Source organism: Pseudoteredinibacter isoporae, assembly GCF_011602085.1.
Classification (GTDB): domain Bacteria; phylum Pseudomonadota; class Gammaproteobacteria; order Pseudomonadales; family Cellvibrionaceae; genus Pseudoteredinibacter; species Pseudoteredinibacter isoporae.
On record NZ_JAAONY010000002.1, the window covers coordinates 819,611 to 845,189 of the forward strand.

At 49.7% G+C, this 25,579-nt stretch carries 25 protein-coding genes; 18 read left to right on the plus strand and 7 right to left on the minus strand.

Annotated elements, in window-relative coordinates:
- The first annotated feature begins 3 nt into the window (after positions 1–3).
- The 3 genes from G8768_RS12135 (at position 4) to G8768_RS12145 (ending at position 2,366) form a co-directional block, all read left to right on the plus strand.
- Entirely contained in the window at positions 4–888 is an 885-nt protein-coding gene (locus G8768_RS12135) for a DUF3108 domain-containing protein (protein WP_166846575.1), read from the plus strand.
- Between the two features lie 17 nt (positions 889–905).
- Positions 906–1,388: an FKBP-type peptidyl-prolyl cis-trans isomerase gene (locus tag G8768_RS12140; RefSeq protein ID WP_166846572.1), complete on the plus strand. Its 483-nt coding sequence runs from the start codon at positions 906–908 to the stop codon at positions 1,386–1,388.
- 438 nt (positions 1,389–1,826) lie between these two features.
- Positions 1,827–2,366, plus strand: coding sequence for a hypothetical protein (locus G8768_RS12145; protein ID WP_166846569.1), 540 nt, complete (start codon positions 1,827–1,829; stop codon positions 2,364–2,366).
- Between the two features lie 122 nt (positions 2,367–2,488).
- On the opposite strand, the gene G8768_RS12150 is transcribed toward G8768_RS12145, so the two are convergent.
- Positions 2,489–3,262 carry an isocitrate lyase/PEP mutase family protein gene (locus tag G8768_RS12150; protein WP_166846566.1) on the minus strand — a complete coding sequence of 258 codons (774 nt, stop codon included), beginning with the start codon at positions 3,260–3,262 and terminating at the stop codon, positions 2,489–2,491.
- A gap of 121 nt (positions 3,263–3,383) precedes the next feature.
- Positions 3,384–4,019 (minus strand): thiopurine S-methyltransferase, encoded by a 636-nt coding sequence (tmpT, locus tag G8768_RS12155; RefSeq protein ID WP_166846563.1) that lies wholly within the window; start codon positions 4,017–4,019, stop codon positions 3,384–3,386.
- A gap of 90 nt (positions 4,020–4,109) precedes the next feature.
- On the opposite strand from tmpT, the gene G8768_RS12160 reads away from it, so the two are divergent.
- Positions 4,110–4,526, plus strand: coding sequence for a helix-turn-helix domain-containing protein (locus G8768_RS12160; protein ID WP_243749493.1), 417 nt, complete (start codon positions 4,110–4,112; stop codon positions 4,524–4,526).
- A 91-nt stretch (positions 4,527–4,617) separates the two neighbouring features.
- On the opposite strand, the gene G8768_RS12165 is transcribed toward G8768_RS12160, so the two are convergent.
- Together G8768_RS12165 and G8768_RS12170 are read right to left on the minus strand one after the other, a co-directional pair.
- Positions 4,618–7,872, minus strand: coding sequence for a VPS10 domain-containing protein (locus G8768_RS12165; RefSeq protein ID WP_166846561.1), 3,255 nt, complete (start codon positions 7,870–7,872; stop codon positions 4,618–4,620).
- Between the two features lie 334 nt (positions 7,873–8,206).
- Positions 8,207–9,334 (minus strand): zinc-binding dehydrogenase, encoded by a 1,128-nt coding sequence (locus G8768_RS12170; protein WP_166846558.1) that lies wholly within the window; start codon positions 9,332–9,334, stop codon positions 8,207–8,209.
- A gap of 200 nt (positions 9,335–9,534) precedes the next feature.
- On the opposite strand from G8768_RS12170, the gene G8768_RS12175 reads away from it, so the two are divergent.
- The 10 genes from G8768_RS12175 to G8768_RS12220 all read left to right on the plus strand — a co-directional run bounded on the left by G8768_RS12175 (position 9,535) and on the right by G8768_RS12220 (position 18,575).
- Positions 9,535–9,972 carry a YtoQ family protein gene (locus tag G8768_RS12175; RefSeq protein WP_166846556.1) on the plus strand — a complete coding sequence of 146 codons (438 nt, stop codon included), beginning with the start codon at positions 9,535–9,537 and terminating at the stop codon, positions 9,970–9,972.
- Positions 9,973–10,060: 88 nt separating this feature from the next.
- Positions 10,061–10,492: a MarR family winged helix-turn-helix transcriptional regulator gene (locus G8768_RS12180; protein WP_166846554.1), complete on the plus strand. Its 432-nt coding sequence runs from the start codon at positions 10,061–10,063 to the stop codon at positions 10,490–10,492.
- Positions 10,493–10,670: 178 nt separating this feature from the next.
- Positions 10,671–11,597, plus strand: coding sequence for a glutathione S-transferase family protein (locus tag G8768_RS12185; RefSeq protein ID WP_166846552.1), 927 nt, complete (start codon positions 10,671–10,673; stop codon positions 11,595–11,597).
- Position 11,598: 1 nt separating this feature from the next.
- Positions 11,599–12,399, plus strand: a complete 801-nt coding sequence (locus G8768_RS12190; RefSeq protein WP_166846550.1) for a glutathione S-transferase family protein — start codon at positions 11,599–11,601, stop codon at positions 12,397–12,399.
- A 349-nt stretch (positions 12,400–12,748) separates the two neighbouring features.
- A complete protein-coding gene (locus G8768_RS12195) occupies positions 12,749–14,467 on the plus strand; it encodes a hypothetical protein (RefSeq protein WP_166846547.1) in 1,719 nt (572 codons plus the stop codon).
- 24 nt (positions 14,468–14,491) lie between these two features.
- Positions 14,492–15,223, plus strand: a complete 732-nt coding sequence (locus G8768_RS12200; protein WP_166846545.1) for an OmpA family protein — start codon at positions 14,492–14,494, stop codon at positions 15,221–15,223.
- A 118-nt stretch (positions 15,224–15,341) separates the two neighbouring features.
- Complete coding sequence (locus G8768_RS12205) at positions 15,342–17,066, plus strand: amidohydrolase (RefSeq protein WP_166846543.1); 1,725 nt, start codon at positions 15,342–15,344, stop codon at positions 17,064–17,066.
- A 271-nt stretch (positions 17,067–17,337) separates the two neighbouring features.
- Positions 17,338–17,841 carry a hypothetical protein gene (locus G8768_RS12210; RefSeq protein ID WP_166846541.1) on the plus strand — a complete coding sequence of 168 codons (504 nt, stop codon included), beginning with the start codon at positions 17,338–17,340 and terminating at the stop codon, positions 17,839–17,841.
- 5 nt (positions 17,842–17,846) lie between these two features.
- A complete protein-coding gene (locus G8768_RS12215; RefSeq protein WP_166846538.1) occupies positions 17,847–18,227 on the plus strand; it encodes a tetratricopeptide repeat protein in 381 nt (126 codons plus the stop codon).
- A gap of 9 nt (positions 18,228–18,236) precedes the next feature.
- Positions 18,237–18,575, plus strand: a complete 339-nt coding sequence (locus G8768_RS12220) for a zinc ribbon domain-containing protein YjdM (RefSeq protein ID WP_166846535.1) — start codon at positions 18,237–18,239, stop codon at positions 18,573–18,575.
- A gap of 46 nt (positions 18,576–18,621) precedes the next feature.
- Here the strand turns inward: G8768_RS12220 and G8768_RS12225 are convergent, their stop codons facing one another.
- Positions 18,622–20,670: a TonB-dependent receptor gene (locus G8768_RS12225; protein ID WP_166846533.1), complete on the minus strand. Its 2,049-nt coding sequence runs from the start codon at positions 20,668–20,670 to the stop codon at positions 18,622–18,624.
- Between the two features lie 110 nt (positions 20,671–20,780).
- On the opposite strand from G8768_RS12225, the gene G8768_RS12230 reads away from it, so the two are divergent.
- The 4 genes from G8768_RS12230 to G8768_RS12245 are packed head-to-tail and all read left to right on the plus strand — an operon-like array spanning position 20,781 to position 23,080.
- Positions 20,781–21,230 (plus strand): BlaI/MecI/CopY family transcriptional regulator, encoded by a 450-nt coding sequence (locus tag G8768_RS12230; protein WP_166846530.1) that lies wholly within the window; start codon positions 20,781–20,783, stop codon positions 21,228–21,230.
- Positions 21,223–22,164: a M48 family metalloprotease gene (locus G8768_RS12235; RefSeq protein ID WP_166846527.1), complete on the plus strand. Its 942-nt coding sequence runs from the start codon at positions 21,223–21,225 to the stop codon at positions 22,162–22,164. Before G8768_RS12230 ends, G8768_RS12235 begins: the two co-directional genes overlap by 8 nt.
- Positions 22,165–22,203: 39 nt before the next feature.
- Positions 22,204–22,605: an MAPEG family protein gene (locus G8768_RS12240; RefSeq protein ID WP_166846524.1), complete on the plus strand. Its 402-nt coding sequence runs from the start codon at positions 22,204–22,206 to the stop codon at positions 22,603–22,605.
- 58 nt (positions 22,606–22,663) lie between these two features.
- On the plus strand, positions 22,664–23,080 hold the full coding sequence (locus tag G8768_RS12245; RefSeq protein ID WP_166846521.1) for a VOC family protein: 417 nt from the start codon (positions 22,664–22,666) through the stop codon (positions 23,078–23,080).
- Positions 23,081–23,152: 72 nt separating this feature from the next.
- Here G8768_RS12245 and G8768_RS12250 read toward each other — a convergent pair whose 3' ends face one another.
- Together G8768_RS12250 and G8768_RS12255 are read right to left on the minus strand one after the other, a co-directional pair.
- Positions 23,153–24,064 (minus strand): EamA family transporter, encoded by a 912-nt coding sequence (locus G8768_RS12250; RefSeq protein ID WP_166846519.1) that lies wholly within the window; start codon positions 24,062–24,064, stop codon positions 23,153–23,155.
- 283 nt (positions 24,065–24,347) lie between these two features.
- On the minus strand, positions 24,348–25,520 hold the full coding sequence (locus tag G8768_RS12255) for a saccharopine dehydrogenase family protein (protein WP_166846517.1): 1,173 nt from the start codon (positions 25,518–25,520) through the stop codon (positions 24,348–24,350).
- Positions 25,521–25,579: the final 59 nt, after the last annotated feature.

Here is a 25,579-nt window from a genome sequence, read left to right on the forward strand (position 1 = left end):
TTTATGTTAAAAACTCTGCGCCCTCTGCTGCACAAAACCAGTTCTATTCTGGCCAGCTGCTTGTTGGCCGCTGGGGTATTCGCACAAGAACAAGAAGAACAGGCACTCGCCACGGAAACCCTGCACGCTGCCATTCAACCCGCAAGCCAAGTCACCGAAATTGATCAGCAATTACCCAAGCCCTTTCACGCGACTTATAAAGCCAAGTTTTCCGGCTTTACCATTGAAGCAACACGCGAACTGGGTACCCATCCAAACGGCGAGCAGGAATTGATTTTCAGTGCATCGACCTGGCTGGCCAAGCTGCGGGAAAGCTCGCGCTTTAATTGGTCAGGCGGTCAACTGGTTCCCAGCCAATACCAATACCACCGCGAAGGCCTGGGCCGAAGTCGAGATGCGGTACTGGAATTTGATTGGGAAAAACACAAAGTGGTAAACAATGTGCAGGACAAACCCTGGCGCATGGACATTCCCGATGGTGCGTTGGATAAATTAAGCTATCAATTGCAATTGCGCAGCGATCTGCTGAATGGCAAACAGACTCTGCAATACAACATTGCCGATGGCGGCCGCCTGAAAACCTATTTGTTTGAAATGGTCGGCGAAGAACTACTGGAAACCCGCCTGGGAAAACTGGCCACGGTTAAAATCAAAAAAGTTCGCGCCACCGGCAAAAAGCGCGTGACCTATATCTGGATGGCCAAACATTGGGATTACCTGCTGGTCAAGCTTCAGCAAACCGAAGAAGATGGCAAGACTTATGCGATCGACCTGCTGCGAGCAGAAGTTGATGGCAAAACCGTAACTCCTCGTTTAGGGCAACGCCGCGAGTTATTACCGACCCAACTGCCCATTGTCGAGCCCGGGCTGAATAGCCTCGGCCAATAATTTACCCAGAGGACATTATGGAACTTAAAAACGAATTGGTGGGTATCATCCACTACACCCTTCGCGATGACAAAGGCGAAACCATCGACACTTCCGAAGGTGAAGCACCATTGGAATACCTGCACGGCTTTCAAAATATTGTGCCTGGTCTCGAAGATGCTTTGAGTGGCAAAAAAGTGGGCGACAACTTTAAAGTGAGCGTAGAGCCCGAGCAAGGTTATGGTGAACTGGACCCAACTCTCGTACAAGAGTTGCCAAAAGACATGTTCCAGGGTGTCGATCAGGTAGAAGTGGGCATGGCTTTCCACGCCGAAACTCAAAATGGCATGCAGACCGTTGAGGTCATTGAAGTTGACGAAGATACCGTCACCATCGATGGCAATCATCCACTGGCTGGCCAGACTTTAAACTTCGACATTGAAGTTGTTGGGATTCGCGAAGCTACGCCCGATGAGCTGGAGCACGGTCATGTGCACAGTGGAGAAGATGGCGCTCACTGATCTGCGCCACCAAAGTCAGAGCCCCCTGGGCTCTGACTCGTTGTTTTCTTTCTTCTCTACGTCAGCTTTATCCATTCGCCTTATTATCTTACTCTGTGTTCACCACGCCCTTACTAAAGACTTTCCATCAGCTGCAAACCGTTAATCATTTCCGCCAGAGCGTTACCAGAGAAATCTCGTGCTCGGCGTATGGAGGCTTTAAATTCAACCTCCGATAAGCGTTCAGCATATTGAATAGAATCATCATTGCGCAGCTTTTTGGAAGGTTCGCTTTTTATCCAAAGCTCGACAACAACTTGAATGCCCCACCTCTCAACGCAGGCTTCATACTCTCAAACGGGTTCTGCCGAGACTTTACTCAAAGAAGAAAGCTGTTTATATTCCGAGGCTCAATCGCGTAGTTCTGATTTAAAAAGGACAATTAGGAGACCTCACTCGATGCCCGCCCCCAAAAACCCTATGCTGATTTTCGTCTGCATCTGCAGCTTGTGGATCACAAATGTCAGTGCTGAACCGAACCTGAAGGAAACACAGAACTACATTATCGAGAAAACCGATACCAGTTGGAAAAAAAAGCGCAGCGGGTTATTGATCCAACAGCTGGTCAGTTTCAAGGACGATTGTCAGATGGAGATACTGCATCGATTCACTTCACTGAAAAAACCCGATGTTGTTTTCGCCGATGAGGTGGCACGAGTACCGACCAAGCACATCTACAAGATATTGGAATATGGCAATCAAGGCTTGGCCCTACGCGTCAAGGGAGATGGCGTTACCCGGCAAAACACTTATTACCCCGCGCATCGTGAGCACAAAAACCACTGCGGGGATTCCGAGAAAGCCTGTCCTGGCCCCACCTGGACACGGGAAAAGACCAGCTTACGGGTGATATCCCCGGCCGATCACTATAATGAAAAGCTGATAAAAGCATTGCGTCACCTGAAAAAGCTGTGCCCTGGAGAAGAAGAGCTATTCTAGTGTTACTGAGGCGGCTGCAATTCCGCCTCAAGCCTTTCATTTCAAGAGTGAAGAACGTTCCGGTTATTCATCAACGCTCTCCAATGTCCTTCAAACCAAACGGTCATTAAATGAATAAACTCCTAAGTGAGCATTCGATTGAAACCGTCGTAACTGAGCACCCCTGAATCAGCCCCCTTACCTGAAAAGCTTTGAAGCTGGCGATAAGACTCCAAAAACGTCCCCGGCCCATAACTCAAGCGTTTCACACCCGCTTCAAAAAAGTCTTTCGTTTCCAGCTCAAGTGAAGGCAACATAATGTTGAGCGGTAATGCACTGGAAGAAAGCAGCACCTTGATGTCTTCAAGATCAAGCAAACCCGGCACAAAAGCGGAGTCGGCACCAGCGCTGGCATAACGTGCAATGCGCTGCTGAGTTTCCTGTAATTGGTGGGCTTCAGGCACCAATGATTGTAAATACACATCAGTGCGTGCGTTGATAAACATCTGGTCCGGCCCAAGGGTTTCGCGAATAGCTTCCAGTTTGGTCGAAAAAAGATCCGGGCTGTCCTGACCATCTTCGATATTAATTCCTGCTACCCCAAGCTTAACAAGCTCGACAAGCAAGTCGACCACTTGCTCTGGCTGATCGCTATACCCGGCTTCGATATCGATACTGACGGGCACAACCGCGATTCGCATGATGTTCTCTACCGAACGCAACAACTGCTCCACAGGCAGCGCACCGCCATCCGGATAGCCATTGGCCCAGGCTAAAGACGCACTGCTTGTGGCAATCGCGTTTGCGCCGCCATGCTGGACCAGCACGGCGCTGGCACAATCCCAGACATTAGACAGCACAAGACCGTCGGACCTCTTATGAAGCTTTCGAAAAATTTCAACGTTTTCCTGATTCATAGTCTCTCCTGACACTCATAAATGAATAACCCATGGTGTCAGCCAACGATCAGACTGTCTGGCGGAATTCGGAAGTGAACGTTAAAAGCACCAAACCGGCATCAGCACTTTTGCCCCCGTGTCACGATTGCAAAAGCCAGATAAGCTCTTGGGCGTCCACACCGTCTTTAAAGTTTTCAATCAAACGCGAGTGCGGTAAGCACTGAACCTCATGACTTGCTCCATAAAGCGTGTACATTTCATCGCTGTCTATCGAGAAAGGTGGCCCCTCCATCAGCGATGGGTCGTATTCATAGACCACTACAAGCTGGGTGGCCGAATTGCTGAGGGCATTTAGATGTTGGCTATAAGCCTTCCGCATTTTCGGCGGCAAGGCAATCAAGGCCGCTCGGTCATAGATTGCGTCCACCTTCCCCAATGGTTCTCTTTGCAAGCTAAAAATATCACCCACAAAAATATCAATGTTCTGACTGTGATAGCATTTCACTTCGCCCATGTCTTTCACTTTCGCGCTTAAACCGAGGAATTCAAACAGCTCGATAACCGCCCCCTCATTCAACTCAGCACCGCACACTTGATAACCCTGGTCCAGCAACCAGCCGATATCTTTGGTTTTTCCACAAAGCGGTACAAAAACCCGATCTCCGCTTTTCAGATTCAAGTGATGGATATGTTTTATCAGAACTGGATCGACATCCGCCTGGTGAAAGCCGATATTTCTGTCTTTCCAAACCTGATGCCAAAATGCTGCGTCCATAGAAGTCTCCTGTTAGTATTTCAAAGGCCTTGTATTCACCCTATGTCCAAGGCAGCTTAAAGGTTCAAGTCGACTTGAGGTCAAGCAGAAATGAGCACTGATTTTCTGAGCATTGGTGAGGTATCAAAGCGTACCGGTATTGCCGCCTCTGCTCTGCGATACTATGAAGAACGCGGATTAATTACACCGGTGGGACGGCAAGCCCAGAAACGCCTGTATCATCCAACGGTTACCGAACGTCTGGCTTTGATCACCCTGGGACAGAATGCGGGGTTCAGTCTGGACGATATTGCCGAGGTACTCACCAGCACTGGCTTTGAACTGGATAGAGCGCAGTTAACTGAAAAGGCCAATGAATTGGAACAACAAATCCAACGCCTGACGGTCATGCGCGATGGGCTATTGCACGCGGCGAAATGCACTGCGCCCAGTCATGCCGAGTGCCCAAGTTTTCAGAAGCTATTGAGAATTACCCAGAAAAAGAAAATCCAGGCGTCGCAGAAATAAACCGAAGGGAAGGAAAGAAAAGTAGGGAAGAAAAACCCAAAAATAAGCAAAAAAGAAACCGGGCAAATGCCCGGTTTCTTTTTTAGACACCTTACAAACTGACAGAACGACCCGGAGTCCATGGCAAACCAAGGCGATCGGCATCGGCCTCCAGCTTGGACATAGTCTGCTCCGCTTGTTCCAGCTTCGGCATAAAGGCTTTCAGCTGACGCTTGGCAATATCAAGACCGGTGCGAACATTACCGCCCGCCGCCGCCTGGGTGTGCCAGTGACTGCCGATAACCGCGTTCACGCGAGACATAATGCCCCACGGCGCTTTTTCGTTTGCGGAGGTTTTCACCGAGTCACCATACAGGTCAACTTTCATGGCCTGCAATTGGCTGCGCAGCTGACGCGCTTCAGCGGAAATAGCGCGGGTATCAACCGTCGCCATATCGATGGCTTTCAACATATGCTTCAGACGGCTGCTGACATCGGCAAACTGACGGCCAACCGCCAGGACCTGAGCCTGGGTTTTGGCTGTGTCTTTCTGGAACGCCAACAAGGCCTGACGATCTTCAGCCTGCAACACCACATCACTCATGGTGCTCAGGGCAAAGCTCTGAGGAGCGGCCACGGCACTGACGTTGCCATCCACACGCTGCATAAGTTGTGCAGTGTACTGACCCGGCAGAGCCAAAGGAGCCTGCGGAGAGCTGCCCCATGGGCTTGGCTTGGATTTTTTCAGACTGATGGGTTTGATCGCCTCATGGCGAAAATCCCAGTTAACCTGCTGCAAACCTTTGGCGGTTTTCGCTTTCACCTTGCGAATGACATTACCGTCGGCATCCTTGATCTCAAACCACATGCTTGGTGCTTCCTGATTCGCTTCCGCACGCAAGGCATCCCAACTTGGGTATGGCGTATCTTTGCCATCCTTTTGCAGTTTTGCTTCCTGCTTTTGGCGTTTGGCTTTCAAGGTTTGCAAACCATCACGCAGATAGTAACGGAAGGCAACGCCGTACTCAGGATTCGGGGCGATAAAGAAGTTATCCCCCATCATACCCTTATCACTGCTGTAACCACCCCAGCGACGGGTTTCCATATAAATTGGCGAGTCCTTTACCGGGAACACGGTAGCGGCTTCGTTTTTCAGGCTCCCTTGATTGGTACGCAGTGGCGAATAGTCATCCAACACATAAATACCGCGGCCAAAGGTGCCGAACAACAAGTCATTTTCGCGACGCTGAATTTCCAAATCACGAACCGCAACAGTCGGTAGCTTGGTAAACTTGTGCCAGTTTTTACCACCGTTCTGGGTGTAGAAGGCACCGTATTCGGTACCCACGAACAGCAGGTTTGGATCAACATGATCTTCTACAATGGTGTGCACGGTACCACGCACGGGCAGATCACCGGCGATGGATGTCCAGCTCTTTCCACGGTTGGTGGATTTCAACACATAAGGCTTTTCATCACCGCGTTTGTGATTATCGAAAACCGCAAACAGTACGTCTTTGTTGTGACGGGAGAACTGCAGGTCTTCCACCAGACTCATATCCGGTACACCTTTAAAGCGATCATAACGGGTCCAGTTTTGACCACCATTGTCGCTTACGTGAATCAAACCGTCATCGGTGCCGACCGCCAGCAACCCTTCTTGCAGAATGCTTTCGTCCAGAGCAATCAAAGAGCCGTATACCGAGGTCGAATCGTTTTTCGCGATGGCATCTACGCTCCAAACTCGATCCATTACTTTGAGTTTGTTGCGATCCAGGCCGCGACTTAAATCACCGGAAACGGCCACCCAGCTATCACCACGATCATCGGAACGGAACAGTTTTTCGGCACCGTAGTACAAGCGCTCACCTTTGTGCGGGCTGATTAACAACGGCGCGTTCCAGTTCCAGCGCAGAGCGTTTTCACCTTCGGCAGGCTGCGGTGCAATATAAACCGCCTCGCGGGTTTTACGATCGCTACGTGCCAAACCACCATACTGATACTGGGAGTAAACGATGTCGGGATTGTTAGGATCAATCGCAGGCTCGAATCCGTCACCGCCCAGAGTCACCCACCAATCCGCATTGGTGATACCTTCCATAGAAGTGTTGCGCACCGCCGTACCCAAGGTATTGTTATCCTGGGTTCCACCGTAAACGTTGTAAAATGGTTTGTCGTTATCCGCAGCAATTCGGTAGAACTGGGTCAATGACATATTGCGCAAATGGTTCCAGTGCGCACCATTGTCAAAACTTTCGTAAATGCCACCGTCACCGCCAATCCGAAGATGGCTGGTATGCTCGGGGTTGACCCAAAGTGCGTGGTCATCAACGTGGCGCGCTTTAAAAGATAAGGGCTTAAAGGTTTTACCACCATCCATGGACACTTTGGAAAAGGTATCCATCACAAACAGGCGATCCGGGTTTTTCGGGCCAACAATCAGTTCGTTGTAATACTGTGGGCTGGAACTCATGTAGGAAGAACGTTTGCTCCAGGTTTTGCCGAAGTCATCACTGCGATAAATACCTTTGTCTTTATCGTTCGCTTCGATGATGGCGTATACGGTGTTTGGCTGGCTCGGTGCGGCGGCCAGACCAATGCGGCCTTTTTCAGAAGCCGGCAAACCCTGGCTGAGTTTCTGCCAGGTTTTACCACCATCGGTGGTTTTGTGAATCGCTGAACCCGGACCCCCATTAATCAGTGTCCAGACATGGCGGCGACGCTGATAGGAAGACGCAATCATTTCGTCCGGATTATTTTTGTTGATCAGGACTTCGTTGATACCAGTGTGCTTGTCGATATCGAGAATACGCGTCCAGCTTTTGCCGCCATCGGTGGTTTTGTACAAGCCACGATCACCGCCGCTGGACCACAGTGGACCTTGTGCGGCAACGTAAACGGTGTTGCTGTCGCGGGGATCGATAATGATCTGGCTGATGTGACCGGATTTTTTCAGGCCAACGTTTTTAAAGGTTTTACCACCGTCGGTGGATTTATAAACACCATCGCCCGCGGCGACGGAGCGCTGGGAATTATTTTCGCCGGTGCCCACCCAAATGACCTGGGGATCTTTGGGGTCGAGCTCTACGACGCCGACGGCGTATGAGCCGTATCGGTCAAAGATGGGTGTGAAGGTGGTACCCGCGTTTTCGGTTTTCCATACACCACCGGAAGCAACGCCTACATAGTAGTGAGAAGGTTTGCCGGGCACGATGGCCAGGTCTGAGATTCGGCCGCCAGTATGGGCCGCGCCAAGGTTACGTAGGTTCAGGCCGCTGAGGGCCGCGTCTTTTGCCAGGGTGGTTTGGCCAAGGCCAAGGGAGCTGGCCGCAAGGACAACTGCGAGGGATAAACGGGTTTTCTTCACTTCAATTCTCCATCTGTGTTTTTAACGTAGGGATGGTCCATTAGCTATAACGAATGGAAAGGTGTTTGGCGCAAACCAAGTTCTTCTACTGCGGCATACATGCGCCAGGCCGAGAGCTTTGAACGGTAAACGGAATACCTCGATAAGCACGAGGCTTCAAGATACGAGTCTGGGAGGGGGAGTCAGTTTTGGGAGCCGCATAAATACATCCCTGTAGCTCTTCTTCGGCGTCCTGCCTCCAAAGCCCCCAAAACTGACTCCCCCTCCCAGACTCTGCATCGCAATTCTGAATAAAAATCGCGGCTTGAGAACCCTGTGGCAGGACACTCTTTATTTAAGCACTCGGATTGATCAAAAACTTCTCGCCCGTCTTTTGCTGGCTGTAGCGTCCAAGCGCTTCTTTGCTCAGTGCGCCCGCCAGTGAAACTTCCTCGCTGTAGTGGCTCGCAAAGGTGGTTTGCAGCTCTGCTGCAACTTTGGCGCGCATTTCCATGCTCTTTTCCAATCCGACTTTGGCCAGAAACGGGGTAAGCAGGAAGCCACCGATGCCCCAGGAGAAGCCAAAGCCACGCTTGAGCACGGTTGGGCTGCGGTCGAGACCACCGTAGATGTAGAGTTGTTTATAAACATCGGAGCCATAGCGGTTGTACTCGCCCATGTTGCGGGCCGCTGCAGCCTCCATGCAGTTGAGAATATCGCTGGCCAGCTCACCACCGCCAGTGGCATCGAACGCAAGAGTGGCGCCTGTTGCCACCAGCGCTTCGGTAAGTTCTGCGTAAAAGTTATCGCTACTGGAATTGACGATGTATTTGGCGCCTATCTCTTTGAGTATGGCAGTCTGTTCGTCTTTTCGTACGATGTTAACGAGGTCAATGCCTTCGTTGATGCATATGCGATTGAGCATCTGACCGAGGTTTGAGGCCGCTGCAGTATGCACCAAAGCAGTATGACCTTCAGCACGCATGGTTTCGACCATGGCCAGCGAGGTTAAGGGGTTCACAAAGCAGGATGCGCCTTGCGCCGAGGTAGTGCCCTCTTCCAATGGCAGGGCCATCATAGTGTGTACACAACGGTACTGGCTGTACATATCACCGCCTACAATACCCACGCGCTTGCCCAATAGGGCTTTGGCGGCATCGGAGTTTCCGGAGGCTACCACCACGCCAGCACCTTCATTACCAATAGCTAAGGACTGTCCTAAACGAGCTTTGACCATACCCATAAGATGCTCAGGAATCGGGGCTTTAACCACGGGACGCTCGGCCGTGCCGCTGTATTCGGCTTTGCTGACATCGGCCGGACCGATAAGCAGTGCAAGGTCAGAGGGGTTTAAGGGCGCCGCCTCCATCTGTACGAGAATTTCTTCCGGGCCTGGTTCTGGAATATCAACATCTTCCAGGCTCAAGGTCAGGGTATTGTCTTCACTTACTAGAGAACGTAACTGCAGTGCACTTCTGGACATACGATTTCCTTATTATTTTTGTGGATCACACATGCTTGCGAGAGGCCATTTATACCGTGCTTTGATGACGGTTGATAGTGGAAAATGTGACATTAATAGACCGTCTGGCGCAGCCCCTTTCGCGCTGCTATCTATAGCAATAGCCAGTGAATCCCTTAAAATAGGCGCCCCTAGCAATAAGAAGACAGGAAACTGCAAACATGTGGACCGTGTACCTATCTGGAGAAATTCACACCGACTGGCGTGATCAAATTAAAGCGGGCGCCAAGGAGCTGGGCCTGGAGATCGAATTTACCTCGGCAAATACCGATCACGACAGCAGTGATGCTGCGGGTGATCACCTTGGTGCCGAGGACAAGGCGTTTTGGCGTGACCACAAATCCGCCAAGGTGAATGCCATGCGCATCAAAAACCTGATCGAGCAAGCCGACTTTGCAGTGATTCGTTTTGGTGACAAATACAAACAGTGGAACGCCGCGTTTGATGCCGGCTACTGCGCCGCCCTCGATGTGCCCTACATCACCCTGCACGATGAGAGCATCATCCACCCATTGAAGGAAGTCGACGCGGCTGCCATGGCCTGGGCGCAAACACCGCAACAGGTAGTTGAAACATTACGTTATATTACCCAAGCGTAAGCGAACACAGAACTCACGAGGTTGGCTTATCCAGCCTCGTTTTTCAGCATCAATGATCAAATCAAACAAAACACGTACTCAGAAATAAATGGCAAACAAAGACCTGCTCGATCAACTGGACCTTCCCATTCGGCAAAAATCCTTGGCCATGCTCGCCTGTGTTGCCCAGGAAATTAAGGTCGATATGGAACGCCGTATTTCCGAGCTGGGTATTTCCTTGCTGCAAGTCAATTTACTGCATGTCCTCGACAAAGCGCCCAATGGACAACTGACCGTCAATCAATTAAAAGACAATATGCTGGATGAAACCTCCAATGTCTCTCGCACCTTGAATAAAATGTGTGACAGCGGTTTGGTGAAAAAAACACGCAGTGAAAATGATCAACGGGTTGTCTATATCACCATTACTCCCCAAGGGTCCAAGCTGCATAAGCAGGCTGATAAGCTTCTCCTGCAATATGAAAACCCACTCAATGAAAAAGAGTCAAAAACACTCTATAAGCTTCTCCGTAAATTCTAATCCTTACACTTTACGCCACCCGGCTCTCTCCTGAGCGCAATTCTCTTTTCTGCCCCCTTCTCCACCTTGTTCCGTGGCTTGTCGTTTACAACAGCCGTCTTGTGTAAACGCACAAGTATATGTCATGATATATAAATACATGATATCGAAATTAAACTGACGAGAAAGACCCGACAATATGCTGATTCTGCACAACAAGATGATTTCTCCATTCTCGGAAAAAGTTCGCCTTATGCTGGGCTATAGCTGCTTAAAGTGGCAGTCCGTGCAGGCACCCGTTGTCCCACCCCGCCCGTCTCTTGATCCTATATTGCAAGGTTATCGCCGTATCCCGGTTGCCCAGATAGGTGCCGATTACTTTTGCGATACCCGATTAATCGCCGAAGAGATCGCTCAGTTGAGCGCTTGTCCGGAGTTGTCGCCCTTACAACTGAATCAGGAACAACTCACCTTGAGCGAGCGAATTGACAGCGAGCATTTTCTGCACTGTGTGAATACTTTATCGGCGTGGCCGGTGATCAGAAAGGTGTTCCGCGAAGTCCCCATTCGAGACATCTGGGCATATTTAAAAGATAAAAAACATTTGCGGGATCATGCCAGCCCCGAGGCAATAAAACTCATTTCCAGCCGCGCAGAAAGCCTTCAAAACTGGACAGAGCATTTAGAGCATCTTGAACAGATTATCAAAGGCCCTTTTATCCTTGGCGAGCAACCCAGCTACCTGGATTTTTGTGCTTACCACATGATTTGGTTTCGCGAATCCATACACGCAAATGAAGCCTGGTCTGGGCGCCCCCAATTAAAACACTGGTTTCAACATATGCACGCGATTGGACATGGTGATTGTTCTGAACTGTCCGCAGAGCAAGCCATTCATGCGGCTCGAGACCAGGCTCGTGAAGTTTCAGAACACTATGTACACAGTGACCTTATTGGTCAGTCGGTCAGCATTTTCAGCAAGGATATTTTACTTGGCCCCACCACAGGAGTGCTGGTAGGGGAAGATAAGGAACGTTGGATCATCGCGAAGCACACCGATTTGGTTGGAACCATTCATATCCACTTTTCCAAATTCAGTTGCAATCTCACCCGGGAACCCTGTTAGCATGGCCAAAATATTTCCCAATCCAACGGAACTGGAAGGTATCCATCTTTTTTTCCATCCTGTTTCAAACTGCGCTACCCGGGTTTATCTCGCCCTGGCTGAAAAAGCACTGCCTTTTGAAGGGCACGTGGTAAACCTTTTAAAAAGCGAGCAGCTCAACAAATCATTTTTATTGCTGAACCCGAAAGCTGAAGTGCCGGCTTTGGTACACGACGGCAAGGCATACAGCGAATCGATCGATGTCCTCTATTACCTGGAAGAACAATTTCCGGAAATTTCGCTGAGCCCTGAAAACCCAGCCGATAAAAGCCTGATGGATCAATGGCTGGAAAAAGCCCGCAACTCCCATGAGCAGGCCGTTGTTAACTATGTGTATTCGCACGGTATCGGCCGCTTACCAACACCCAGGGACAACCGCTTTTACGAAGAATACATTCCCCACAGAGCCGATTTTCATCGACAGCGTCGAGCGGGTGTGAAAGCCAACAACGCGAAGTCCGCCAGAGCATTGGTGGACCAGCAATGTCGAGAAATTGATCAACAACTGGAAACACAGAACTGGTTGGCAGGTGGGCAGTTCACTCTGGCCGATATTGCCTGGTTTGCGAATGTACACACCCTGCAACTCCTGGGGTACCGGCCACCAAAGCTGCCTCACCTGCAAGACTGGCAGCAACGCATCTCCGAACGCCCGGCCTATCGACAATATCGACGTGAGCTTCCCGCACTTCCTCTATGCCTATTCCCGACAATTGCCAAGCTTGTTTCCAGAATCGTTCGCCGACAAGGCCATCGCTTCTAGTCTGTAGCCTTGATATTGGGTCGCCGAATAGACACGCGGCCCTTGTCACCGATTTGCCCCCGTTTCATAAACTCGCCTTGCTCGAATTGTCGCTTTTTCACCAGCCCATACTCCTATGGAGCCCTTTACGGGATAAAAATCGTTCCCCCAGCTGGATAACTGCAAACTTTCGCCTAAACTTACCTTTTACATTGCAAGCTGAGCACAGTTTAGTTGCCTATTCAGCAACATTAGCCTAAAGCCAGAGGGCATACACTATAGAAGTCTTGCTATGCTCGGAGTGAACAGGCATAGTTCGGCTGATATAAATACTTTGAATAAGCAGTGACTTGGCCAATAAGGAGAGTCGATGTTTTCCAAGCCTATTGAAGCACTGATCGCTAATTCGGGCGCATTGGCCATTACTGAGGCTTTCATCATTTTGATGTTAGCCGCGTTTATTTATGCGGCTTACGCCAAGCGAATGGACAAGTCGCCGGCGTTTTGCAACTACACCCCTACTCTACTGACCTCTCTGGGTATTCTGGGTACATTCTGCGGAATTGTGGCGGGATTACTCGGTTTCAATATTGGCGATATCGACGGCAGTATCGATATGCTGCTGCAAGGTATGAAAACCGCCTTTACGACCAGTCTGGTGGGTATGGGACTGTCTATTATTTTCAAAAGCCTGATTGCCAGTGGGTTGCTGAACCCGCCGCAACAGGAAGAAGACATTCCCAGTGATGAACAAATCGGCATCGAAGACTTGTATCAGGTGATGCGCGAACAACGCGATGGTGTGCTCAGTTTGCAATCCTCCATTGCCGGTGAACATCAAAGCAGTTTGAACGGCCAGCTACAAGCACTGCGCGCCGAATCGAAGCACAACATTCAAGCGGCTCAGAAAGAAACCAAGCATCAGCAAGTCGCTTTCCAGGCTTTCCAGAAAAATCTCTGGCTTAAACTCGATAAATTTGCGCTCAACCTTTCCCAGGCCGCTGCCGAACAGATGGCCAAAGCCCAGCAGAGTGTGATTCGCGATTTCAATCAGAATTTCAGCGAGCAGTTTGGCGGAAACTTCGCCCACTTGAACAACGCAGTTCAAGAAATGGTGGAATGGCAGAACAACTACCGTGATCAGCTCGCGGACATGCGCAGTAATTACGACCAGAGCGTACAGGCAATCAGCCAGACCGAAAATGCCTTGGCCAACATTAACGAACAAACCCAGCAAATCGGCAGCAACTTGACCAACTGGCAAAGCATCATGGAGGTCAACCAGCATCAGATTCAGGAGCTGGAACGCCACCTGGAAGCCTTTGCTAATATGCGAGACGAAGCTGTTCAGGCCGTACCTGATATGCAACAGCATATTAAAGATACCCTGGCGGGTGTGCAGCAAGCCAGTGAGCAACTGGGCAAAGGCGTACAGGAAAGCAGCGAACAAATGAAGCAATCTCTTGCCGAAGGCGCCAAAGCCATGGAAGAGAGTTTGCAAAACAATTCTGAACGCTTGCAAACCGCTCTGCAAGACAGCGCTGAAAAAATCAGTGACAGCGGTAAAGCGCTGCAAGACAGTGGCAACGCTCTTCGTGAAAGTGGCGAAGCACAAAAAGAAACGTTACAGCAGACCTTACAAGAGGGACAGGAACAACTCATGCAAGCCTTTGGTGAAAGCAGTCAGGCGCTCAATAAAGCCGCTGAAGCGATCAGCCAAAGCCAGATCGACAACAATAAACTGCTTCAGGAATTGGCCCAGAATATCCGCGAACAAAGCGACGGCCACTATGAAGCCTTGCAAAGCAGCCAGGAAAAACTCCAGCAACAGTTTGAAGCACTGGGCAAGGACATCGGCTTGGAAAGCCAGGAGTTCGCCGAACAGATTCGTGAGAGCGGCAACGCTCTGATGCGAGTTGCCGGCCGCAGCCGAGAGGCCTTCGATAACGATATGCAGAGCATGGTGGAGAGCGTCAGCGACAGCATGCAGCAAATGTCGGCACAACATGCGGAGGAATCCCTGAAAATTGTAGAGCTGCACATTAAGCTCACCCAGGATCTGCACCGCATTCTGACCCATGCCAACTAAACGCCATCAAAATAAAGCCATCGCATGAGTGATCCGATTCAAAAACTCGCCTTGAACCAGCGTCAGCAGTCGCAATCGCTGGAGCAGGAAAAAGATCATTGGCTGACGGTCTCTGATCTGATGGCGGGTTTGATGGTGGTGTTCCTGTTTATCGCCGTGGCGCTGATGCGTGACGCGATGGTGGAACGCGACAAAATCAAGCAGGTTGCCATTGCCTACCGCGACAATCAGTTGGCTATTTATCAGGCATTACAGGAAGAGTTTGGCCCCAATCTCGCCACCTGGAACGCCGAGATTGATAAAGATACTCTGACCTTTATATTCAATTCTTCTGAAATTCTATTCAGCGAAGGCGCCACCGAACTCAGCCCCAGTTATCAAACCTTACTCGACAACTTCTTTCCCCGATACATGAGAGTCCTGGAGCGGTTTTCCGACTCGATCAGCGAGGTGCGTATTGAAGGCCACACCAGCAGTATCTGGAACGAAAACACCAGCGATACGGAAGCGTATTTTTTAAATATGGAACTCTCTCAGGAACGAACCCGTTCGGTTCTGGATTATGTTTACCAATTGCCCTCTGTCGTGCCATATCGCAGTTGGATTAAAGGTCATATTGCTGCGGTTGGTTATTCTTCTTCACACCCTATTCTGAATCGTTTTGGCCAGGAAGATCTGGATCGCTCACGACGTGTTACGTTTCGAGTAATGACCAATGCCGAAACCCGAATTCAACAAATTCTTGATGTGAATTAAGCAAATTCACTCAACGGTCGGGAAAATACAAAATTCTTCCTTAAAAATGATTGCAGCGCCAGCATCTGTAACCTATTCTTTAGCCTGAAAAATAACAAGTAGAATAAGGGCCAAAGCCATGTCGTCTGTTCGCTGCAAGCCATTTCGATCTCTTTCTTCGCTATCACTTTGTCTGTTGGGCGCCACGGTTATTAGCGCCAAAAGTTATGCCGATACTTTATACCACAACGGCCCGATTCTAAGCATGGTGGACAGTGCCCCTTTCCTGGATGCTGTGTTGGTTCGCGGAAATAAAATTCAACAAACCGGCCGCCTGGCAGAACTTGAAATCAACTGCCAGCAACCCTGTGAAAAAAGAGATCTGAAAGGCCGAAGCTTATTGCCCGGTTTTATCGATGCCCACGGTCACTATACAATGACACTGGATTTTTTAGCCTATCGTAACGTTGCTTCTGCACCGGTTGGCCCGGTAAAAAACATTGACGATTTGATTGAAGAAATGCGCCAGCAAAAACCAAGCAGCAGCCTTGGTGGAGATAAACAATGGATTCTGGGCGCCGGTTACGATGACTCTCTTCTTGCAGAAAAGCGTCACCCCACTCGCCATGACCTGGACAAAGTAAGTACGGACGTACCAGTTTTTGTTCGACACGTATCCGGTCATTTAGGCGTGTGCAATTCTTTATGTTTGGATATGGCAGGCATTAACGCCGAACGTGAAAACCCCGAGGGCGGTGTATTCCGTCGAGAGGAAGGCAGCACCCAACCCAACGGTGTCCTGGAAGAAACCGCCATGGCGGCCATTCATTCTATTTTTCCACAGCAAGGTCTTGCGGAACAATTGAATCGTCTGCCTGAACTAAATCGATACTACGCTCAATATGGCATTACCACGGTGCAGGACGGCGCGACTTCCGACGCCGGCCTGGCCTTATTGAAAGAAGCGGCCGACAAGAATTTGCTGGAATTGGACGTTATCGCCTACCCCTACACCGCCTGGGCCGATCTTGATAAATACCCGCCCAAATCCGGCCCACAGCAACGCTACCATAACAACTTCCGCAATGCGGGCATTAAGTTGGTATTGGATGGTTCTCCCCAGGGGAAAACGGCCTGGCTATCCGCCCCCTATCATCACCCACCACACGGCCAGGGCGAGGATTATCAGGGCTACTCGATTCTGACGGACAAGCAGTTGGAATCCAAACTCCGGGAATATTTCAGTCACGGCTGGCAGGTGCTGGCACATTGCAATGGTGACGCCGCCGCCGAGCAATTAATTCAGGTAATGACCAAGTTAAAACGGGAAGGTATTCATCTGGACCGAACCGTTATGATCCATGCCCAGACGGTGCGAGATGACCAGTTAGTACGCATGAAAGAATTAGGGATTATCCCTTCGTTTTTTGTTGCACACACGTTCTTTTGGGGGGATTGGCATCGGGATTCCGTATTGGGGCTTGAACGTGCCCAGCGCATCAGCCCTCTGATCAGCGCCAAAAAAGAAGGCATCAAATACACCATTCACAATGATACCCCGATTGTCCCTCCAAACATGCCTTTACTGCTGTGGACAGCAGCCAATCGCGAAACGCGCAGTGGTCAAACGCTTGGGAAAGCTCAACGTGCCAGTGTAAAAGATGCACTAAAAGCGATTACGATTAATGCCGCGTATCAGCATCATGAGGAAGACCTGAAAGGCAGTATCGAACCCGGTAAGTTAGCAGATTTGGTTATTTTGGATCGTAATCCGTTGATGATTCCGCCCCAGCAACTGAAGAACATACGGGTGTTGGAAACCATTAAAGAAGGGGAAACCGTTTACACGTTCGCAGAGCCTTAGGATACCCAATGCCCTCAGCACCTTACATTCTGGAGAACGTATAAATACATCCCTGTAGCTCTTCTCCAGCGTCCTGCCTCCTGAGTCCCCCGAATATAAGGTCTGGGGAACATTCTACTTCGGCTTTGAATTCTCGCTCGCAAGCAGATGCTTTCGAGCGCGAACATAAAAAAGTCTTATTCTCACAGCTCCCTCTTGGCAGACGGATAAATCGTCGCTAAGTTAGTCGCCATTGGTTTAGACCGTTCGAAACACTCAGCAAGGAATCTCAATGCCATTTACGCCACTCCATATGGGGCCAGGAATCCTGATCAAAGCTTTGCTGCAAAGCAGTTTTAGTCTGATGGTATTTGGTTGGTCGCAAATTGTGATGGATATACAGCCCTTAATCGTACTGATCACTGGCGAAGGTCACTTGCATGGTTTCTCGCACACTTATGTCGGCGCCAGCCTACTCGCCATTTTTTCAGCCTTAAGCGGTAAGTATCTATCTGAAATCGGGCTTTATCTATTGGATATGAATCCCAACTGGCAGATAAAAATCTCCTGGTGGGTTGCATTTCTATCGGCTTTTATCGGTTCATACAGCCATGTAATCATCGACAGCATCATGCACGCCGATATGGAACCTTTCTTCCCCTTTGACTCAGAGAACAGGTTGCTGGGTTTTATTTCGGTTGAGCTGCTGCACAAACTCTGTATCTATAGTGCCCTGCTGGGCGGAGCGTTATACTATGGAATGAATTGGATATTTCGAAACAAGCGAAGTATGTAAAAACTATGGAAAAACTTGACATTATTATCGCACTACTGGTGGTTATTTTAACCTCAGGGCTCGCTAAATTCATCGCCACTGCATTTTACAGGAGAATGTCTGGCGATACCCATACACGAATCGTGAACGTCTGGATTAGTCGAGGCGAATATGAAATGGCTCTTTCAGAAGTCAATAAATTCCTGCAAAAGCGACCAGCAGACTCGCACCTTCTTTGGTTAAGAGCGATCGTATACTTCAAGCAGAACGAATGGAAGAAGGCCAGATCAGAATTTGAAAGCCTGATTACCAATGAACCTCTTTATGGTGAAGATGCTCTCAAATATGTAGAAGCCATAGATAAACAAGCAGGTGAATCTGCACATATAAACTCTAAAGAAAACTAAGAAGCTACAATGACACTACCCCCCTGCCCCAAATGCAACTCCGAATACGTTTATCAGGATCAAGAGAATCTGGTCTGCCCCGAATGTGCCTACGAATGGAATCCCGCAGAAACACCCGAAGATGACGATGCCGTTACCGTTAAAGATGTTAACGGAACGCTCTTACAAGCGGGCGACAAGGTCACGTTTATTAAAGACTTGAAAGTGAAAGGGAGTTCTCAGGTACTGAAAATTGGCACCAAGGCATTGATCAGACGTATTGTGGATGCAAAAGACCATCAACTGGATTGTAAAATCAGCGGCGCCAGTGACATGATGGTAACCGCAAAGTTTGTGAAGAAAGCCTGATAACATTGATACATCAGGCTTTCTTTATCGATACCCTTCGCCGCGATTAATAACGATATTCCAAAGACACCCTGACGGTACGCGGTTCGATCACGTGATAGTGAATATCTTCTACCGCATTGGCTTCTCCTCGCAGGCGAGATTCATAGAAGTAATCCACGTCGTGGGCATCGCTATCGCTAAGATTCAGCACATCGGCGTAGACCGTCCAGTTGTCACCTCGATATCCGGCTCTCAGATTCCAAATGGTGCTGTCATCAGAACTCACCGAACCATCCTCGATCAGAGGACGATCACCAAAATGACGTAAACGCAGACTGCCAAACCAGCCATCCGAGAAATCGGCGCTGATACCCGCCTGCAACACTTGTTCAATAGCGCCGGGAATTTCATTACCCTCAGGCGCGCTATCGCGGAATTCGGCGTCCGTATAGGCGTATTCCAAATCCACACTCCAGTGCTCATTGAAGTGGTAGTAAGCGGTTAATTCAATTCCCTGTCTTTCGGATGCACGACTCGCTTCGGTATTGCCCGCATCGCCTACAAACAACAGCTCGCTGTCCAGATCCAGTGACCACAAGGCAATGGAAGCATTTAAACGTTCGTGGAAAAACGCTCGCACACCGGCTTCATAGCCGAAGGAACGAACCAATGGATCGACAGTATTGATTGCGTCTCCGCTGTCTGGATCAATGTTGATGGTTGCTCCACGCACGTCATTCGAGTGGAAGCCTTGACCCGCGGACGCATAGACTTCCCACTCCTCGGATAAACTGTAAATAATACTGCCTTTGAGCGAAAAGAGATCGTCATCGCCCGTGCCACCGTTTACGCCGAGATTGATACCGTTTTGATTGATACCGGCGCGATCCTGAACCTCAAAATCAAGATAATCGTAACGCGCCCCTAAAACTGTGCGCAGCTGATCCGTCCAGAAAATTCGATTCTCCCAGTACAGGCCTACGCTGGTTTCTTCAAGCGCATTGCTACGTTTTACGCCGAGACGCTGTCGCTTTTGTGTCTGATAAAGCCCGACCTCATCGATATCGTCGATTCGTAAATCCGCACCAAAGCGGTTGCTGACCGAGCGCCCCACCCATTGGGTTTCCTGCAAATAATTCAGTTGACCGCCGTACACTCGACGCTTATCAACCTGTTCAAACTGATCGCCATTGGTTTCGTCATCGAGGAAATAAGTAAAGTTTGACCACAGGTTCAAATCGTAATCGATAAGATACGCTGAAGCCGTCCAGGCTCCCTGGGTCCAGTCTACATTCACGCTGTAACGGCTGGATTCCCCACCGAGGCTATCATCAATAACCCCAAGCTCGCTGATCAAACCCTGTTGTACCGCACGCGCCGGGATCTGGTCGGCACTGCTCCATTGATTGTCATAAGCCATCAACGCGACTTTCAAGCGGCCCTTGCCAATATTCTGGGCGTGTTTCAGCAGGACATTGGTTTTTTCAAGGTCTTCCTGAACACCGGACCAGGGACCGTCATAACGATTAGCTTCCACAGCCACGATCGTATTGCCACCCACCAGATGAAAGCCATTCAATAGTAACAGGCGTTGATAACCATCTTTGCCCGCTGATAAACCCAATCGTCCTCCATCGAGTTCATCAAGTGTTTTGATGTGTGCACTGCCTGCGCCACTGAAATCACCGACATCGGCGTAATAGGCCCCTTTTTTGTAAGCCACGGTAGAAACGGTTTCGGGAATGATAAAATTGAGATCCGTATAACCCTGACCATGCCCGTGGCTGCGCATATTCACAGGCATGCCATCCACAAAATTGGCAAAGTCGGTGCCATGATCCAAATTGAAGCCACGTAGAAAGTACTGATTGGCCTTACCTGTACCACTGTGTTGGGTGACGACCATTCCCGGAACCAACTCCAGAACTTCCCCGGTACGAAGCAGAGGCCTCAAGGCAATTTCCTTGCTGCCAATAACGCCCTCCGATGCTGATATGGCTTTACCAACAAGGTTCGACTGTCGCCCCTCAACCTCAACGGTTTCGATAGTATTGGACTGCGCCACTGCAAGTTGACTGAGGGGTGCCAGAAGGAAAAATATGCGTTTCTTCATTTATCTGCTTCGATACTGTTGTTAGACTACAGCCCGTTTGCACAGAAACGGGCCACTTTATAAAGGGCATTGTCTACCCGCAGACGAAAACCGATAAGAGATCGACTTTCATGAAAACCATCAGCTTGGGGCTGGATCAGCTCTTAGGTCAGAAACAGCTTAAAAAGCCTGCACCCAATCTGGGTGAACGCGAGCTGGAAGTGATGAAAATCCTCTGGGGCCATGAAAGTCTGTCGGCACGCGAGGTTCTGGATCTCTGTGAAGAAAACTCCCTCAGTCTGAGCACCATGCAAAGCACTCTGGAGCGCCTGCATCGCAAGGAGCTGATTTCTCGCCAAAAACAAGGGCGTCATTATCTTTATCGAGCCATTGTCAGTCGCAGTACGATCATCGGACAGCTGCTTGGCGATATTGCGGATCAGTTTGGCGAAGGCGATATTGCTCCAATGATTTCGGGTTTTGTTTCCTATGTGGATCAAGAGAGCGCCCGCCAAAATAAATCTCTGCTCCCCGATCTGGTATTGAAAAGCCTGCAAGCGGCTGAAGAAGGCAATGACTAGCCCGTTTATTGTCTTCTCCTACTACCTGCTTGGCTGGGTGCTTCTCAGCATTGCTTTGTCTTGGGTTTCCGCAGCACTGTACCCCTACTTTTCCCGGCAACTTAAAAACTATCACCCTGTGCAGGCTACCCGGCATACCTTTATGTTCGGTTTACTGGCACCTGTCACCTCAGGCCTGGGGACTCTCGTTCTTGCAAGTCCGCAATTGGCCTTCCCCCTTGTCGCCAGTCATTGCCATAACGACAGCTGCGCGCCACATACCCTGCACATCGAAATGAGTTCCATACTCAGCAGCTCTACCCTGGCATTAGGGGCCGCCGCTCTTTTGGTACTCTGCATGGCCATGGTTTGGCAACTGCGAGGTAATCACAGATATGAACGCATGCTGCAACAGTTGTCCGAAGCCGATTCTTTGGGTTATCGGTGGTTCGACAGTCCCAAACCTGTCGCCCGTTGTATTGGCTTGTTTCACCCTCAGGTTTACTTTTCCAGTGGCCTGTTGAACAGCATGGATACCAAACAACGCCAAGTTGTGCTGGCCCAGAACCTTGCTCGCGCAGCCCGGCACGAAAACCTGTGCTACTGGCTACTTAAATGGGCGACCGTTGCCTGGCCACAAACGGGCAAACAGCGAATCCGGCAAGAGTTTCTACAAAGAAGCTCAAGCAGCTGTGATATCAAAGCATTTAAAGTGCTTGGAGAAAAAGTAAACGTCGATTTTTTTATAGAGACACTTGAACGTATTTACGGGCAAGCGCGCTGGCAGGAACGCCAACAGATCTTTAGACGGGAACTCGGCACTCAAGGATCCGGCGCTACCGCCACAAAGCATCGAACATTATTGATCTTTGCTCAAATCACCACCCTTGGATTGGCATTTACTGTAAGCGCTGTATATTTGGGGCATCCGATGTTGGAGATTTTTTCTCGCTAGCACCTTATTTTTTATTTAGACAGGATTGGACAAGTATTCATGTCAAATGATCTGATACTCCCGATGTTTGCACATATCATCCTGTGCGTTTCTCTCTATGCACTGCTGACACTGGCTCGCGCGCCGAAGGTTTGGGGAATCGGATTAAGGGATGACGGTGCCAACCCTTGGGGGGAAACCGAGCCCCGAATCAGTGCCAATCTCAAAAACCAATTTGAATGGCCTCTGTTCTTCTATATTGCCTGTTTACTGCAAATCACCACGGGCGAAACTGCCGGCGCATTGCAGACCGCTCTGGCCTGGATATTTGTTGCCGGGAGAGTCATTCACAGTGTTGTTCAAATAGGCACAAACAATATTCGCCTCAGGGGCATCGTGTTCACGATTAACTTTATTGCGGTGTTGGCTATGTGGGCCGAATTGGCTTACAGAGCACTCTAAATCGCGCGCCGCTTTACCGTTATTAATATTGCTCGATACCTGAGCAGGAAAAGAATCTATGAAGCAATCCATTGTACATATCGCTTTGGTCGTTCGAGACTACGATGAGGCTATTCGCTTTTACGTCGATAAACTACGGTTCGAACTTATCGAAGATACCTATCAGGCTGAGCAGGACAAGCGCTGGGTTGTCGTATCCCCTCCAGGCTCCCAAGGTGTCACCTTGCTATTGGCCAAAGCGTCCAAGCCCGAACAAGAACCGTTCATTGGAAATCAGGCGGGCGGCAGAGTCTTCCTGTTTTTAAATACCGACGATTTCTGGCGGGATTACAACCGTATGGTGTCCGAGGGCATTCATTTTGTCAGGGAACCAAAGGAACAGGACTATGGAACCGTTGCCGTTTTTGAGGATCTCTATGGCAATCGCTGGGATTTATTGCAACTGAAATCTGATCACCCCATGTCTGCCCGATAAATTCAACACAGCATTCGAGGCCCAATCATACAAGGGCCTCGAACGTTAGCTAAAGGGCGCTAGAATAGAGCACTAACCGCGTTTACGATGTAAGCGAAAACCCAGTTTCTCGGATTGAGTCACCAAACTCACGCCTGCTACGGTTACTGCCACGGCAACACCGTGCATGAAGGTAAAAGGCTGATTCAGAATCCAAGCGGCCATCAGCAAAGTAATCATCGGGCCGAGCATACCTGCCACACTGCCCTTTTGCGCACCCGCCAAGCCAATACCTCGATTCAACACAAACGATGCAAACACAGTTAATACAATGGACAAAAAGGCACCGTAGGCCCAAATATCAAGGCCGATGCCTGACACATTAAAGCCATTCATCACGACAAAATGACTCGGTATTGTTAAGCCCGTGATGCCCATCGCAACCGCGGTAAAAAAATCGCTACTGTATCGTCGCCCGTACTTCTGGCTTGCCAGAACATAATAGGCCGTAAGCAGTGCAGCTACGAAAACGGCCGCTACCGCCAGCATTGAAGTACTCTGGTGCAATTGAACATCCTGCTTGAAAAATAACAACACGCCAATATAGGCGACCGCCAAGCCAAACCATTGAACACGATTTATTGAATGCCCCCGAAATGCCTGAATGACCACCACAATAATCGGATAGCTAAACAGGATGATTCGCTCTAAACCCGCGGTCAGAAATTGCAAGGCCCACATGTCCAGATAGCTGGCAATGTGATAGCAGGCAAAACCCGGCAAAGCGATCAATGCGAACGCACTCAGGGGTGGTTTATGCGCCAGCTTTCTCCAAGCCCATAGGCCGGCAAGAAAATAGAATGGCAATGCAATAAGCATGCGTATTAGCATCAGTTGATCCACTGTGGCGCCAGCTTTGAACGCCCATTGAATCAAAATTGACTTACTGGAAAACAGAGTTGTGCCCAAACAAACGAGCAATATACCTTTGGTGTTTTCATTCACTGATGTATCTCCTGATTGATTTTCTTGCTTGGGGTGAAGCAGCGGAATAAACCAGGACTGAGAAGCGAGCCGCGGATTATTCCGCAGCCGTGTAGACAATAGCTACCCGCTGCGGACGGAAATCCACAGTAGGTTAAGAAGATTAATGGCTTTTAATGCGACCATGATTACTTGAGTGCTAATGTTTGAATGTTAACGAGTATACGTCATCTTGATTGAAAAGCGAGCCTGTTAAGACAGATCACAAAATAAGGGCCACTGAAACCCGGCAGCCCTATAGATGTTACTCCATCGCAAACGTCAGACCGGCATTTGCTTGCAGGCGGTCAATCAATTGCTCACCCATCGCCGACGCCGGTGTCCAAATACCACCGCTGGACATGTCCGGGTTCTTCAGCAAACAAACTGCGCTTTCCGCAATCATCTTACAAGTAGAACCATAACCCGGATCTTTGTCACCTTTAACGCTGGCCATCAGGCTGTCACCCGCACTGTTACTGCCGACAAACAACACATCATAGAAGCCGTTTTCACGTTCTTCTTTGCTGGGCCCTTCCCCCGGCTTTTTAGGATCATTGGCCATGGATTTGTCTTCCGCGATAGCCTTAGCCATCGCTTCTCCGTTGTCACCAGGGCCGGTCAGCATCATTTCGTCGTAGCTGAAATCCTCACCATATTGGTGGCCCATCAGGTAATTGGAGCGATGAATGTTTTTGGTATTGATAGTCGCCATCACAAAAGGTGCGGACCAACTTTGCAGATCGTCTTCATAGATGGGGGCCATTCCGTGGGGCTGCTCCGGACCGTTAAAATTTTCGGTCAAAGCAAAAGGGTTCATCAGCACGTTTACCAACTCAGGATCTTTTGCTGCGGCCGCCATGGTCGCCTTAAAGCTGGCGAGTGTGCCACCTGAAAACGTGCCATTCATTGCACGCACCCGCCCTTTAATTCTGGATAGCGGTGCGGAAAGCTTTTCCTGAGCAGCCTGCTGCAGAAAGTGAACACCCAGATCGAATGGAACCGAATCAAAACCACAGGAGAAAACAATACGTGCGCCACTGGCCTTGGCGGTCTCCTGATGAGCATTAATCATTTCGTGCATCCAACCCGGCTCACCACAGAGATCCACATAGTCTGTACCCGCTTGCGCGCAGGCTTTTACCAGATCATTCCCATACAACTGATAGGGCCCAACGGTCGTTAGCACAACCTGAGTGCGAGCAGCCATTGCACGGATGCTGTCCGGACTACTGGCATCCGCGACAAGCATGGGAACGCTGGTAGGAATTCCCATTTCATCACGTACAGCAGCGAGCTTCTCTTCGCTGCGACCGGCCATTGCCCAAACGACATCGCCATTCACACCATATTGCTGATTGAGGTATTCGCAAACCAGACGCCCGGTATAACCGGTAGCGCCATACACCACAATGCCAAATTCTCTATTCTCGGCCATAGCTGCCCTCTCCTGTCGTGCTTAAACATAATTCGGGTTTGCCGCTTCATTGTGCTGTG

Bases quoted from the DNA above. Each gene is read 5' to 3' on its own strand.
- G8768_RS12145 (WP_166846569.1), top strand. From the start codon at position 1,827: ATGCCCGCCCCCAAAAACCCTATGCTGATTTTCGTCTGCATCTGCAGC.
- G8768_RS12235 (WP_166846527.1), top strand. From the start codon at position 21,223: ATGACTAGCCCGTTTATTGTCTTCTCCTACTACCTGCTTGGCTGGGTG.
- G8768_RS12220 (WP_166846535.1), top strand. From the start codon at position 18,237: ATGACACTACCCCCCTGCCCCAAATGCAACTCCGAATACGTTTATCAG.
- G8768_RS12185 (WP_166846552.1), top strand. From the start codon at position 10,671: ATGCTGATTCTGCACAACAAGATGATTTCTCCATTCTCGGAAAAAGTT.
- G8768_RS12230 (WP_166846530.1), top strand. From the start codon at position 20,781: ATGAAAACCATCAGCTTGGGGCTGGATCAGCTCTTAGGTCAGAAACAG.
- G8768_RS12225 (WP_166846533.1), bottom strand. From the start codon at position 20,670: ATGAAGAAACGCATATTTTTCCTTCTGGCACCCCTCAGTCAACTTGCA.
- G8768_RS12135 (WP_166846575.1), top strand. From the start codon at position 4: ATGTTAAAAACTCTGCGCCCTCTGCTGCACAAAACCAGTTCTATTCTG.
- G8768_RS12160 (WP_243749493.1), top strand. From the start codon at position 4,110: ATGAGCACTGATTTTCTGAGCATTGGTGAGGTATCAAAGCGTACCGGT.
- G8768_RS12150 (WP_166846566.1), bottom strand. From the start codon at position 3,262: ATGAATCAGGAAAACGTTGAAATTTTTCGAAAGCTTCATAAGAGGTCC.
- G8768_RS12210 (WP_166846541.1), top strand. From the start codon at position 17,338: ATGCCATTTACGCCACTCCATATGGGGCCAGGAATCCTGATCAAAGCT.
- G8768_RS12175 (WP_166846556.1), top strand. From the start codon at position 9,535: ATGTGGACCGTGTACCTATCTGGAGAAATTCACACCGACTGGCGTGAT.
- G8768_RS12245 (WP_166846521.1), top strand. From the start codon at position 22,664: ATGAAGCAATCCATTGTACATATCGCTTTGGTCGTTCGAGACTACGAT.
- G8768_RS12215 (WP_166846538.1), top strand. From the start codon at position 17,847: ATGGAAAAACTTGACATTATTATCGCACTACTGGTGGTTATTTTAACC.
- G8768_RS12255 (WP_166846517.1), bottom strand. From the start codon at position 25,520: ATGGCCGAGAATAGAGAATTTGGCATTGTGGTGTATGGCGCTACCGGT.
- G8768_RS12195 (WP_166846547.1), top strand. From the start codon at position 12,749: ATGTTTTCCAAGCCTATTGAAGCACTGATCGCTAATTCGGGCGCATTG.
- tmpT (WP_166846563.1), bottom strand. From the start codon at position 4,019: ATGGACGCAGCATTTTGGCATCAGGTTTGGAAAGACAGAAATATCGGC.
- G8768_RS12140 (WP_166846572.1), top strand. From the start codon at position 906: ATGGAACTTAAAAACGAATTGGTGGGTATCATCCACTACACCCTTCGC.
- G8768_RS12180 (WP_166846554.1), top strand. From the start codon at position 10,061: ATGGCAAACAAAGACCTGCTCGATCAACTGGACCTTCCCATTCGGCAA.
- G8768_RS12200 (WP_166846545.1), top strand. From the start codon at position 14,492: ATGAGTGATCCGATTCAAAAACTCGCCTTGAACCAGCGTCAGCAGTCG.
- G8768_RS12190 (WP_166846550.1), top strand. From the start codon at position 11,599: ATGGCCAAAATATTTCCCAATCCAACGGAACTGGAAGGTATCCATCTT.
- G8768_RS12170 (WP_166846558.1), bottom strand. From the start codon at position 9,334: ATGTCCAGAAGTGCACTGCAGTTACGTTCTCTAGTAAGTGAAGACAAT.
- G8768_RS12205 (WP_166846543.1), top strand. From the start codon at position 15,342: ATGTCGTCTGTTCGCTGCAAGCCATTTCGATCTCTTTCTTCGCTATCA.
- G8768_RS12240 (WP_166846524.1), top strand. From the start codon at position 22,204: ATGTCAAATGATCTGATACTCCCGATGTTTGCACATATCATCCTGTGC.